This window comes from Prauserella alba (assembly GCF_024171735.1).
GTDB lineage: Bacteria > Actinomycetota > Actinomycetes > Mycobacteriales > Pseudonocardiaceae > Prauserella > Prauserella alba.
Map to the genome: position 1 here is coordinate 25818 of NZ_JAMTCH010000007.1, position 11704 is coordinate 37521.

The following is an 11704-nucleotide window of genomic DNA, read 5'->3' on the forward strand; positions in this document are numbered from 1 at the left end:
CACGAAAGCGAGCCGGGGTAATTCGGCGTCACCTGCCGTGGGGGCGGATCGCCGAGCTTGCGCGAGGACATTCCTAGCGCGGCTGCCAGCGGTTGCCCTGCTCCGGCCGACATGTTCCCCGTCGCGGTCAGCGCCGTCGGCGGGCGCGGAGTACGACGTCGTGGGTGTGGTGCGTTCCTTCCGGTGGGGCCGTCGTGCGGGCGCGGGTCTCGTGGTTCTCGACGGTCCAGTCGTCGTCGAGTAGCTCGGCGACCTGGCCGGGCTGGTAGTAGGCATGCGGGTCGTGGCTCTCGTCGACGCCGCTGAGGTCGTGCCCGACGAACAGCAGGACCCCGCCGGGTGCGACGGCGTCGAGCAGGCCGCGGACGGCGGCCCGCCCCGCATCGAGGCGCAGCGGGAAGTAGTGCACGGACACGAGATCGAACGCGCCCGCCGGCGGGGGCATGGCCGTGGGATCGCCGTGGACCCAGCTGATGCGCTCGCCGATGCCGTGTTCCTGGGCCGCCCGTGCCGCCCGCTCGAGCGCCACGCGCGAGATGTCGATCGCGGTGACGTGCCAGCCGTGCGTGGCGAGCCACACGGCGTCGCCGCCTTCGCCGCAGCCGACGTCGAGTGCCTGCCCTGCCGCCAGGTCCGCGGTGTCGGTGACGAGCACGCCGTTCGGGTTTCCGCTGAAGAGCTGCTGCTGTTCGCGATAGCGCTCGTCCCAGAAGGCGGCGCCACCGGTCTGCTGTTGAGTCATACCGCCACAGTGCGCTCGCAGCCCGCGAACCGGCCAACAATCTTGCCGGATCTGCAACAAGGCCGCATGCGGTATTGACACGACGAGTTGCCGGAACTGCAATCCCGGGGTGGATCATGATCTCGATGCCGTGCTGACGGCCGTGGGCCCGCGGTTGCGGAAGCTGCGCGCCGAGACGGACCTGACGTTGGGTGCACTGTCCGAGGTCACGGGCATCTCGGTGAGCACGCTCTCACGCCTCGAATCGGGACAGCGAAAACCGGGCCTCGACCTGCTGCTGCCGCTGGCGAAGGCGTACCGAGTGCCGTTGGACGACCTGGTCGGAGCACCGCAGGTCGGCGATCCGCGCGTGTACCCGCGGCCGATGCGCCACGACGGGCTGACGGTCCTGCCGCTGACGCGCAGGCCGGGCGGGCTGCAGGCGTTCAAGCACATCCTGCCGGGCGAGCCGAACGACCGGACCCCGACACCGCGTTCGCACGAGGGCTACCACTGGCTGTACGTCCTCAGCGGACGCCTCCGCGTCATCCTCGGCGACCAGGACCTCGTGCTCACCGCAGGTGAGGTCGCCGAGTTCGACACCCATCTGCCCCACTGGTTCGGAAACGCCGACCACCGCCCGGCCGAGTTCCTCAGCATCCTCGGCCCGCAGGGGGAACGTTTCCACGTGCGCGCCAGCTACTGCCCCTGACCGTCAGCTGCCCGCGGTGGTCAGGCTGCGACCGGTCTCCAGCAGCGTCTTCAGGCTGGACAGGACCCACGGCCAACCGCCGGCGCCCTCCTCCGGGGCGCCGCCGCCGGCCACGTCCTTGCCCGTCTCCGGTGCTTCGGTCACGTCGTGGGTCAGGGTCAACCGGGTGAGGCCGGACGGGCCCTGGACGAGCTCGTACGTGAGGCGCTGTGGCGGTTCGTCCGTGTGCCAGGCGGCCTGCCAGTCGAGAACCAGCCGGTGCGGCGCGTCGACCTCGACGACCGTGGCGGTCAACGCGACGTCGCCCATGCCCATCTCCTTCATCGCAGGCGTCGTGTGGTGGACCATCCGCCCGCCCGGCTGGGATTCGAAGGTGACGTCACCGCCGTAGCCGAACCGGTTCGTGTACTCGGAACTGGTGAGCGCCTGCCACACCTTCTCCGCCTGCGCGTCGATGTAGATGCAATGGACCTGCGTACTGCGGGTGTCGGTCATCGTCGTGCCCTTCGGGTTTCGGCCAGTGCCTTGTGGTCGGTGGCTTGTCGTCGATGGCTTGCGGTCGGTGCGCGCGGACAGGGTGCCGCCACGGTAGAGCCTCCGAACGGATTCCGCCGGGGGTGAACGCGCAGGCCACGGAGTGCCCGAGTGGCCTACGTTCGACCCCATGCCGCCTGTCACCACGCGCACGGTCGAATACCCCGCCGACGGCCTGACGATGCTCGGACATCTCGCGCTCCCCGCCGGATCCGGACGCCGGCCCGCGGTCCTGCTCGGCCCGGAAGGCCCTGGAGTGTCCGACATCCAGCGCCGCAGGGCCGACGCCCTCGCCGAACTCGGCTACGTGTCGCTGGCCTTCGACCTCCACGGCGGGCACTGGTTCACCGACCCGCAGGAGATGCTGGCGCGGGTGACCCCGCTGCTCGCCGACCCCGACCGGTTGCGCGGCATCGGCCATGCCGCACTCGACGTGCTCCGCGCCGAACCACGGACCGACCCCGAGCGGATCGCCGCGGTCGGCTACGGCACCGGAGGCGCGGTCGCGCTGGAACTCGGCCGCGCGGGCGTCGAACTCAGCGCGATCGGCACGGTCAACGGCCTCGTCACCGGCAGGCCCGGCGACGCGCGCAACATCCGATGCCCGGTGTGGGCCGGGGTCGGCTCCGAAGACCCGATCATGCCGCCGCAGCAGCGGGACGCGTTCGCCGCCGAGATGCAGGACGCGGGCGTCGACTGGCGCCTCGTGGTCTACGGCGGAGCGCTGCACGCCTTCCACCATCCGACGGTCGACCACGCCGTGCTGCCCGGCGTCGGCCACCATCCGCTGCAGGCCGAGCGGGCGTGGCGCGACGTCGTCGCACTGCTCGCCGAATGTCTGCCCGTGACCGGCTGACCGGCCGCTCGCCTGTGCCTACTGCTGGGCGAGGTCGGCGAAGCGGCTGTAGTGCAGCTGGTGGGCGACGGCGATCGTGCTCGTCGGACCGGCACGGTGCTTGGCCAGGATCAGATCCGCCTCCCCCGCCCGCGGGTCGTCCTGTTCGAAGGCGTCGGGCCGGTGGATCAGCATGACGATGTCGGCGTCCTGCTCCAGCGAACCGGATTCCCGAAGGTCCGAGAGCATCGGGCGCTTGTCGGTCCGTTGTTCCGGACCACGGTTCAGCTGGCTGATCGCCACGACCGGCACTTCGAGTTCCTTCGCCAGCAGCTTCAGCTGCCGCGAGAACTCCGAGACCTCCTGCTGCCGCGATTCGACGCGTTTGCCCGACGTCATCAGCTGCATGTAGTCGACGACGACGAGCTGCAGGTCGTTGCGCTGTTTGAGGCGGCGGGCCTTCGCGCGGATCTCCATCATCGTCAGGTTCGGCGAGTCGTCCACGAACAGCGGCGCCTCGCTGATCTCGCTCATGCGCCGCGCAAGCCGCGTCCAGTCGTCGTCGGACATGCGGCCACCGCGCATGTCCGCCAGCCGAATACGTGCTTCTGCCGACAACATGCGCATGACGATCTCGGTGCGGCTCATCTCCAGCGAGAAGATCGCGCTCGTCATGCCGTGCTTGATGGAGCACGACCTGGCGAAGTCCAGCCCCAGGGTCGACTTGCCCACGCCGGGCCGGGCCGCGACGATGACCATCTGGCCGGGATGCAGGCCGTTGGTCACGTCGTCGAGGTCGGTGAAGCCCGTGGGAATGCCCTGCGCGTCCCCGCCACGGGAGGCGATGGCGTCGATCTCGTCCATCGTCGGCTGGAGCAGTTCCTCCAGCGCGACGTAGTCCTCACTGGTGCGGCGTTCGGTGACCTCGTAGATCGCGGCCTGGGCGCGGTCGACGACCTCGTTGATGTCGTTGCCGTCGCCGCCGCTGTTGTCGGCGCCATAGCCGTACTGCACGATCCGGGTGCCCGCCTCGACGAGTCGCCGCAGGACCGCCTTCTCCGCGACGATCTGTGCGTAGTACCCGGCGTTCGCCGCCGTGGGCACGGTCGCGATGAGCGTGTGCAGGTACGGCGCGCCGCCGACCCGGCTCAGCTCACTGCGGCGTTCCAGCTCCGCCGACACCGTGATCGGGTCGGCCGGTTCGCCGCGGCCGTACAGGTCGAGCACGCAGTCGTACACCGCCTGGTGCGCGGGCCGGTAGAAGTCGCCGGGCCGCAACACCTCGACGACGTCGGCGATCGCGTCCTTCGACAGCAGCATGCCGCCGAGCACGGACTGCTCCGCGGCCACATCCTGCGGCGGCTGACGGTCGAACGTGCCGTGTTCGCCACCGCTCGTCGTGGGACCGCGGTCGTCGGTGATCGCCACCGGTTCGCGCACCTCCTTCGTCGTTGTTCGAGCGGCCGACGGCGTCACAGCCGCAACAGCCGTCGGCCGTGTCCCCCGGGCGGACTCGGCCGTCCTGTGCGAACCGTGCCGTGCCGTTCGACCGTGCCGTTCGGACCGTGCCGTTCGGATTCCGCCGTGCAGGGCGTCCTCGTGTCGAACTCGTTCCCGGGCCGTGCGGCGGGCACCGCCGCCGTCCGGTCCGCCCGCCCGAAATCTCGAACGGAAGTTCGAATCCTACCGCAGTCCGGTCGCGATGCGGCACCGTCGGAGCATTGTCGGGGTCGCTGTCTCGCACGCGCCGACGGGCGCGCGAGAAGCACGCTAGATCGCTCGGACGGCGCATTGCAATCGGGCCTGGGGACCGGTGCGCGTCTTGCTGTGCATTGCCTGTGGATGAGTGGGCTGAACCAGTCACAACCCGCCGCGGACCTGTGTACAAGGTGGGGAAGCCATCGCCCGGCCGAGGGAAAGCCCCTGGTCAGCCCTTGTGGGCAGGTTGTGGATAAGTTTGTCGTCACACTCGCGGCGTGTCGCCGGAAGTTGCCCCTTCGGCGTGTCGCGCAGGTTCGACCATCCGCCGGGCTGTGGATATCGCCGGTGCCGACGTGGTCACGGGGAGTGCCGCGCCCGGCTTGTCCAGCGGCCGAACGGGCGGGCACTCGCTGTCATCGCCCATCACGCACCGTCGAGGAGAGGGTCGTAGGCGGCATGCCCCGTCAGTCGGCCAGCGTGCCCTGCGCCTCACGCAGGCGAGACCGCAGCAGATCCGGCGTCGCGGGCGCGGCCGCGAGCAGCTGCTCGCCCGTGCCGGGGGTCTCCTCGACCAGCCAACGGCCCTCGACCGTGTCGAGGTACGTGACCGGCTTCTCCGCGCGCTGCCGCTGGCCGGACCGGTTCCGCTCCGCCACGTACAGCTGCCCACCGCCGGTGCGTTCGAGTCCCATGATGCGCTTGAACTCGTTCAGGTCCTGCTGGGCCGCGTCCGGCACCTCGGACCGCATCACCGACACGTCCTCGTTCAGTGCCTCACCCTTCCGGCCCTCGACCCTGGCCTTCGACACCGAGAGGGCATGCGCGTTCGCGGGCGCCTGCTGCGGCAACTGCAACAGGAACGCGTCCAGCAGCTCCCGCGCAGGGACGCTCGCCAGCACCACCACTCCCGCGGCCTCGTTGTTGACCAGCGTGAACGCCTCGCCGCGACCACTGCCCGCCAGTACGGACAGGTCGACGGGTGCGCCGTCGTGCAGGCCGCTGATCCAGCCGTAGTACTCCAGCTCCGGGTGGGCGATGGCCTCGACGGTCGCCAGCAGATCGGGGTGCACACCGTCGTCACCGGCCAGTCCGACACGGGCGAGCTCGGCGTGGATCTCGGAGTCGAGCTGCTGCAGCACCTCGCGGCTGTACCACGTCGCGCCCTTCTCCAGCGTCGCGTGGGGTTCGGTGCCCGTCCGCTGGAGCAGGCGGACGAGGGTGCGGGTACGGAGGATCTCCTGGTGCTCGAGCACGGCGCTGCCTCTTCGGGGTGCACGGGCCGCGAGCCCGCGGACCGGAGATCCGGCCGCGGAATCGGGCAAGGGGTTGAGTCGAGTGGAACTGGGTGGCCCAGACATCGGGCCGCTACCGAGAAGCTACGGGGCAGCGGCCCGACCGGGTGCGCCGTTACGGGGTTTCCGACCCGTGTGGGCGGTGTGTTCTATTCGCCGATGACGGGCGGTGCGGTCTTCTGATCGGTGCCGAACAGCTTGTTGCCGTCCTCGTCGATCATGAACTTGCGCTCGTGTTCCTCGTCGTCGTCGCCTTGCTGGCCACGTCCGCCTGCACCCATCGGCATCATGCCGCCTCGGCCTCCCGAAGCTCCCGCCGTGCCCGCAGCGCCCGCGGTGCCGGCGCCGGAACCCATGGCTCCGCCGCCCATGCCCATCGCACCACCACGAGCGGCCGCACCGCCCGCGCCGGCGCCGCCCGAACCGGCGGCACCACCGGAGCCCGAGCCGTAACCCGAGCCGGAACCGTAACCACTGCCGCCCGGGCCGAAGCCGGCGGCACCGGGGCCGAAGGCGCTCCCGCCAGGGCCGAAGTTGCTTCCGCCGGGGCCGAAGTTGCTCGTACCGGGGCCGGGAGTGCCGGGTGCGTACGGGCCGTTGCCGAATGGTCCGTTGGGCAGGCTCGGCGTGGTGCCGAGGCCCGACGAGCCGGTGCTGTCGTCCTCGGGCAACGGTCCCGGGATCGACGGATCCCAGGCGTCGCCGTCCCAGGGGTCACCGGGGCCAGGGGTGCCCGGCGGATAGTCGGGGCCGGGAGTGCCGGGCGGGTAGCCGGGACCGGGCGCACCAGGCCCCGGCGCACCAGGACCGGGTGTGCCGGGCCCGGGGTACTGGCCCCCGCCGCCACTGCCGTCGCCGGTACCCGTGCCGCCGGCTCCGGCGCCGCTGCCTGAGCCGCCCCCGTTGTGGATGAAGTCCTTGGCGATACCGCTCTCGGCGATGCCAGACTCGGCCAGCGACACGTCGCCGAACGAGCCCTCCATCTCACTGAACTGCGGCATCAGGCTCGCGTTGTGTGTGCTCTCGCTGTTGTACGCCTCGAACGCCGCGACATTCAGCTTGGCGTTCTCGTTGTACTCCTGAATCTTGCGGTCCGTGTCGGTCTCCCACGGCGCGAGGTCGTTCAGGATGCCGCTCTCCGGGGGATTCTCCGGCAGCGGCTGCACCGTCGTGCGGACCTTCTCGAACGCGCTCGACTGGTTGTTCAGGACCGTGCCGCTCTTGGCGAGGTTCGCGTTGGAATCCTCCATCCAGACCTTCAACGGCTCGGCGCCCATCCGTGCACTGGAACCGCCTTCGCCGGTCCAGGCGGCGTCCATCTTCTTGTCGAGCTCGTCGATCTGCGCGACGCGCTGCTGGTAGCGGTTCTGCAGTACGTTGGTCGCGGCCTGGCCGTCGTGCAGCGACGCCGTGCCGGGACCGCCCGTGATGGCCTGGTAGATCTGGCGTGCGTCGATGCAGCCGGACGGGCTGAACTGCTGTTGACCGTCCTGGCTGTTCGCCACCGAGTCGGCGACGTAGGTGCCCGCGCCGGCGGCGATCGGAACGAGAACTGGCAGGACCATCTCAGGCTCCCTTGGTCGATGTGGTTCGGACGTGGCGCGTCGGAATGAGGTTCCGTCGGCGTCACGCGCCCCCTCGAAGGTTGTGGATCATGTCGCCGGCGAGCGCCTCGGCGACCGCGCATCCCTGCGGGTAGTCGTCGCTCGACTCGGTGACCTGGGCCATCAGCGACACCACGTACTCGTCGGTGAGCCCGACCTGCAGGTCGCAGAAACCGTCACCGCGGTTGTCCTGATGGGTCTGCGTGACCACAGCAGGGTGGCCTTCGACCTCGGTCGGCTCGAACACCGCGAGGCTGTCGGATCGGGCGTAGACGTCGTCCAGACCGTTCGCGAACTCCTGCACCGCGACGAACCGGACTCGGCTGCCCGAGCCGTCGGAGTAGCGGTAGATGCAGGTCGGCGAACCGTCGGACATCGGTTCGGACTCGCCCTGCTCCAGGTTGCGTTCCTGCGTCTGCGAGTTCGACAGCGCCGCGCACGGATCCCGGTCGAGCGCGGCGACATCGACCGGATCGCTCACCCGCGGTGCCTGTCCGCCCGGGCCGTCGGCGGCGGCCGATGAAGGGGCCTGCGCGCCGGCCGACGAGGCCTGCTCCGACGGGGCTCCCCCGCCCGTCGCCTCACCCTCGGTGGCGGAACCGCAGGCCGACAGCACCAGACCCGCGACCGCGGCGACGAGCACCGCACCTGCCCGGCGGCTTCTCATCCAAGCACTCCGTTGCCCGCCTTGCCCGCGTCCTCGGCGGCCTGTTCATCGGCGGCCTCGGTGACACCCTTGGCCTTCTTCAAGGCCTCGATGTACTGCTGGGTGTGCTTGAGCATGCTCATGGTCTGCTGCAGCAGCGCCTGTCCCGCGGGGTTGGCCGAGCCGACGAACGTGTTGCTCGCCGGTTCGTTGCCAGGGGCCTGCACGCCTGCGATCTTGTTCGCCTCGTCGACGTCGTTCTGCAGGTCGTCGCGCAGTTGCTCCCACTGCGACAGGACCGCGTCGATCTCCTCAGGGCTGAAGGAGTAGCCACCGCCGGCCGCCGAGCTCGCCGCCTGCTTGGCGAACTCGCCCAGGCTCGCCGAGTTCTTGGCAAGGTGGACCATCGGCGTCGGCATCTTCGACAACATGCCTCCGCCGCCGGCGATTTGCGCTTCCACGTGCTGCCCCTTCCTCTCGCCGGTCAGCGCGGTTCGACACCGCCTGTCCGCAAGCTTCACGCCCCCGGCCGAGGGCGTCAACCGTGTCGAAAGTAGGACGATCCAGGCGGCGGAAAGGTTTCCTTCGCGTCCGGAAATTTTCATCGGCGGGGTCGCTGCCGGCACACGCAGGGCGCCGCGTGACGATTCACGCACCGCTCACCCGCGGCGCTCTCACCCAGGGCACCGCTCACCCAGGGCACCGCTCACCCGCGCCGGTCCGTCGGAGGGGCATCCAACGACGAGTGGCGGGCCCTCCACATCGGAGGACCCGCCACTCGGGGTGAGCTCAGGGCTTACTTGGGCTGCACGTCCAGCTTCACGTCCGCCTTCACATCGGGGTGGAGACGGGCCGTCACCGCGTGCTTGCCGACGGTCTTGATGTGACCGTCGACGTGGATGACCCGCTTGTCGAGCAGCGGGCCGCCCGCGGCCTTGATCGCACCGACGATGTCGGCAGTGGTGACCGAGCCGAACAGCTTCTTCGAACCCTCGGACGCCTTCGCCGCGACCGCGATGTGGCCCAGACCCTCGAGCTGCGTCTTCAGCTCCTTGGCGTGGTCCAGGTCGCGGATCCGGCGGGCCTCCTGGGCGCGGCGGATGGTGCGGACGTTCTTCTCCGCGCCCTTCGAGGACGGGATGGCGTAACCGCGCGGCAGCAGGTAGTTGCGCGCGTAGCCGTCCTTGACCTCGACGATGTCGCCGGGGCCGCCCAGGTGGTCGACGTCGGTCGTCAGGATGATCTTCGCCATGACTGACTCCCTTCTCAGCGCGCGGTCGACGTGTAGGGCAGCAGCGCCATCTCGCGCGAGTTCTTCACCGCGATGGCGACGTCGCGCTGGTGCTGGCTGCAGTTACCGGTGACTCGGCGGGCACGGATCTTGCCGCGGTCGGAGATGTACTTCCGCAGCAGGTTGGTGTCCTTGTAGTCGATGGCCTCGGGCTGGCCCTGCTTGATGGCCTTGCAGAAGACGCAGACCTTCTTCTTCGGCTTACGAACCGGTGGCTTCGCCACTGTGTACTCCTGGGGAACTTAGTGCGTGGTTGCTGATGTCGGGACTGGCGAGAGTCGGCCTCAGAACGGCGGCTCGTCGGAGAAGCCGCCACCGCCGCCGGCGGGAGGCGCGCTGCCCCACGGGTCGTCGGCGGGAGCACCGGAACCGGCCGCGGGCGCCGCAGCGCCTCCGCCACCGAAACCGCCGCCGCCACCGCCGCCGCGGCTGACCTTGTTGACCTTGGCCGTCGCGTACCGCAGAGACGGGCCGATCTCGTCGACCTCGAGCTCGACGACGGTCCGCTTCTCGCCTTCCTTCGTCTCGAAGGACCGCTGCTTGAGCCGGCCCTGCACGATGACCCGGGCGCCTCGCGTGAGCGTCTCGGCGACGTTCTCCGCGGCCTGGCGCCAGATGTTGCAGCGCAGGAACAGCGCCTCGCCGTCCTTCCACTCACCGCTCTGCCGGTCGAACTGGCGCGGCGTGGAGGCGACGGTGAAGTTCGCAACGGCGGCGCCGGACGGCGTGAACCGGAGTTCCGGGTCCGCGGTCAGGTTGCCGACCACCGTGATGATGGTGTCTCCGGCCATGGCTACCGCCTCAGGCCTTCGCGGCGATCTTCGCGGCGCGCTTGGCTCCGCGCACTTCCTGGCGGCGGACCACCTTGGTGCGCAGCACGGTCTCCTGCAGCGACAGCTGCCGGTCGAGCTCCTTGACGTCGTCCGGCTCGGAGATCAGCTCGAGAACCGCGTAGATGCCCTCGGCGTTCTTGTTGATCTCGTACGAGAGCCTGCGACGACCCCAGATGTCGACGTTCTCCACGCTGCCACCCGCGTTGCGGATGACCTTGAGGAAGTTTTCCAGGGTGGGTGCGACCGTCCGCTCGTCGAGCGACGGGTCGAGGATGACCATTACCTCGTAATGGCGTGACACAACCACTCACCTCCTATGGGCTCGGGCGGCCACGGACGATCCGTGGCAGGAGGGCAATGTCGAACCGCCAGTTTAGCCGCCGGGACCGACAACCCCTGTTCCGGGGCCGGTCACCGCCCCGCGGCGCCCACGCCGTGATGCCCCCAGGGGCACTTTGGTTGCACTCAATGCGACCAAAGTGCCCTTGGGGGCTTTGGTAACGAGCAGGGTCGCGTCAGGCGGACTTGCGGAGGACCCAGGTGCGGACCAGGCCCGCGGTGACACCCGCGAGGGCGACCACGGCGAGCAGCATCGGCAGCTGCACCTGGTTCGGGGTCGCGTCGTCGGTGGCGAGCGCATCGGCGTTGCCCGCGTTGCGCACGTCGCCTCCGCCGGACTTGCCGCCCTCGCCGATGCCGCCGTCGCTCAGCACGCCGTACTCGGGCGAATCGGGTGCCCCGGGGACGCCGTCCTGCGGCGAGTACCGCATGTCCGGCGGCACGGCGCTGCCCTGCGTCGGCACGGATGCCTCGGGCAGGTCGCTGTAGTCACGCGGGGCGGCGTAGGCGTCGCCGCTGCCCTGCGGGGCGTCCGGAGTGGCAGGCACGCCGCGCTGCTGGCCGCCGGGCTGCGACGGCTGCTGGTGCCCACCGGAGCCGCCGCCGTGCTGCTGCGGGTTCGAGCCCTCGTCCGGCGATTGCGGCCGCGAGCTCGTGGGCTTCGAGTAGTTGGTGGCCTCGACCGGCATCCCGCAGACGCCGCCGACCTTGTTCTTGATCGACTCGAGGACACGTTCCTTCGTGCTGGGCATGACGCCGAGCGCCCAGTGGCCGTCGAGCGCCTCGCCCACGGCCGCGGCGATGGGCTTGCCGCCGATGACGCCCGTGGCCTTGTTCTGCACGGTGCCGACCTCGAGTTTGTGCGTCGCGATCTCGTCGGCCAGCCTGTTCGGCCACGTCGCCTGCAGCAGCTGGGTCTTCGCTTCTTCCGCGCCGGTCCGGACCGGGCCCTTCAGCGCGGCGCCGTCGACGACCACCTTCGCGCCGATCGGGGCTGCGGCCGTCGCGGTGCACGAGTCGACGATCGTCTGCGTCTCGGCGGCTGCGGCCGGAGCGGAGAGTGCGGTCAGGCCTGCGGCGACCACCGTGGCGGTGGCCGTACCCAGCGCGCGGGTCAGAGCGGTCTTGGTACGCACTTCGAGCGGTATCCCTTTCCGAACGGCGTTGCCCGGCCTGGACCTGAAGCTTGCGGCGTC

The 11704-nt window shown here is 70.1% G+C and carries 14 protein-coding genes; 2 read left to right on the forward strand and 12 right to left on the reverse strand.

All coding sequences use genetic code 11. The features are described 5' to 3' along the window. Positions 1–127: 127 nt before the first annotated feature. Positions 128–742, reverse strand: a complete 615-nt coding sequence (locus LY12_RS22120; RefSeq protein ID WP_253859381.1) for a class I SAM-dependent methyltransferase — start codon at positions 740–742, stop codon at positions 128–130. Positions 743–851: 109 nt separating this feature from the next. On the opposite strand from LY12_RS22120, the gene LY12_RS22125 reads away from it, so the two are divergent. Then, positions 852–1433, forward strand: coding sequence for a helix-turn-helix domain-containing protein (locus LY12_RS22125; RefSeq protein ID WP_253859382.1), 582 nt, complete (start codon positions 852–854; stop codon positions 1431–1433). 3 nt (positions 1434–1436) lie between these two features. Here the strand turns inward: LY12_RS22125 and LY12_RS22130 are convergent, their stop codons facing one another. Next, on the reverse strand, positions 1437–1928 hold the full coding sequence (locus tag LY12_RS22130; RefSeq protein ID WP_253859383.1) for an SRPBCC domain-containing protein: 492 nt from the start codon (positions 1926–1928) through the stop codon (positions 1437–1439). A gap of 169 nt (positions 1929–2097) precedes the next feature. Here LY12_RS22130 and LY12_RS22135 point away from each other — a divergent pair, with 169 nt between their 5' ends. Then, positions 2098–2823 carry a dienelactone hydrolase family protein gene (locus LY12_RS22135; RefSeq protein WP_253859384.1) on the forward strand — a complete coding sequence of 242 codons (726 nt, stop codon included), beginning with the start codon at positions 2098–2100 and terminating at the stop codon, positions 2821–2823. An 18-nt stretch (positions 2824–2841) separates the two neighbouring features. On the opposite strand, the gene dnaB is transcribed toward LY12_RS22135, so the two are convergent. The 10 genes from dnaB to LY12_RS22185 form a co-directional block, all read right to left on the reverse strand. Further along, positions 2842–4230 (reverse strand): replicative DNA helicase, encoded by a 1389-nt coding sequence (gene dnaB, locus LY12_RS22140; RefSeq protein WP_253859385.1) that lies wholly within the window; start codon positions 4228–4230, stop codon positions 2842–2844. A 737-nt stretch (positions 4231–4967) separates the two neighbouring features. Beyond that, positions 4968–5756, reverse strand: a complete 789-nt coding sequence (locus LY12_RS22145) for an ESX secretion-associated protein EspG (RefSeq protein ID WP_253859386.1) — start codon at positions 5754–5756, stop codon at positions 4968–4970. A 188-nt stretch (positions 5757–5944) separates the two neighbouring features. After that, positions 5945–7360: a PPE domain-containing protein gene (locus LY12_RS22150; RefSeq protein ID WP_253859682.1), complete on the reverse strand. Its 1416-nt coding sequence runs from the start codon at positions 7358–7360 to the stop codon at positions 5945–5947. Between the two features lie 61 nt (positions 7361–7421). Continuing rightward, entirely contained in the window at positions 7422–8066 is a 645-nt protein-coding gene (locus LY12_RS22155; protein ID WP_253859388.1) for a DUF3558 domain-containing protein, read from the reverse strand. After that, positions 8063–8506 carry a hypothetical protein gene (locus LY12_RS22160; protein WP_253859390.1) on the reverse strand — a complete coding sequence of 148 codons (444 nt, stop codon included), beginning with the start codon at positions 8504–8506 and terminating at the stop codon, positions 8063–8065. The genes LY12_RS22155 and LY12_RS22160 overlap by 4 nt, the downstream gene beginning before the upstream one ends. Before the next feature lie 335 nt (positions 8507–8841). Then, positions 8842–9297, reverse strand: a complete 456-nt coding sequence (gene rplI, locus LY12_RS22165; protein ID WP_253859392.1) for a 50S ribosomal protein L9 — start codon at positions 9295–9297, stop codon at positions 8842–8844. 14 nt (positions 9298–9311) lie between these two features. After that, the gene (rpsR, locus tag LY12_RS22170) at positions 9312–9560 is read right to left on the reverse strand and encodes a 30S ribosomal protein S18 (protein WP_183647620.1); all 249 of its coding nucleotides are present in this window, start codon (positions 9558–9560) and stop codon (positions 9312–9314) included. A gap of 60 nt (positions 9561–9620) precedes the next feature. Further along, on the reverse strand, positions 9621–10127 hold the full coding sequence (locus LY12_RS22175) for a single-stranded DNA-binding protein (protein ID WP_253859393.1): 507 nt from the start codon (positions 10125–10127) through the stop codon (positions 9621–9623). Between the two features lie 10 nt (positions 10128–10137). Continuing rightward, positions 10138–10470, reverse strand: a complete 333-nt coding sequence (gene rpsF, locus LY12_RS22180) for a 30S ribosomal protein S6 (protein ID WP_183647626.1) — start codon at positions 10468–10470, stop codon at positions 10138–10140. A 214-nt stretch (positions 10471–10684) separates the two neighbouring features. Continuing rightward, a complete protein-coding gene (locus LY12_RS22185; RefSeq protein ID WP_253859395.1) occupies positions 10685–11644 on the reverse strand; it encodes a hypothetical protein in 960 nt (319 codons plus the stop codon). Positions 11645–11704: the final 60 nt, after the last annotated feature.

Bases quoted from the DNA above. Each gene is read 5' to 3' on its own strand.
- LY12_RS22120 (WP_253859381.1), bottom strand. From the start codon at position 742: ATGACTCAACAGCAGACCGGTGGCGCCGCCTTCTGGGACGAGCGCTAT.
- LY12_RS22130 (WP_253859383.1), bottom strand. From the start codon at position 1,928: ATGACCGACACCCGCAGTACGCAGGTCCATTGCATCTACATCGACGCG.
- LY12_RS22135 (WP_253859384.1), top strand. From the start codon at position 2,098: ATGCCGCCTGTCACCACGCGCACGGTCGAATACCCCGCCGACGGCCTG.
- LY12_RS22150 (WP_253859682.1), bottom strand. From the start codon at position 7,360: ATGGTCCTGCCAGTTCTCGTTCCGATCGCCGCCGGCGCGGGCACCTAC.
- LY12_RS22155 (WP_253859388.1), bottom strand. From the start codon at position 8,066: ATGAGAAGCCGCCGGGCAGGTGCGGTGCTCGTCGCCGCGGTCGCGGGT.
- rplI (WP_253859392.1), bottom strand. From the start codon at position 9,297: ATGGCGAAGATCATCCTGACGACCGACGTCGACCACCTGGGCGGCCCC.
- LY12_RS22175 (WP_253859393.1), bottom strand. From the start codon at position 10,127: ATGGCCGGAGACACCATCATCACGGTGGTCGGCAACCTGACCGCGGAC.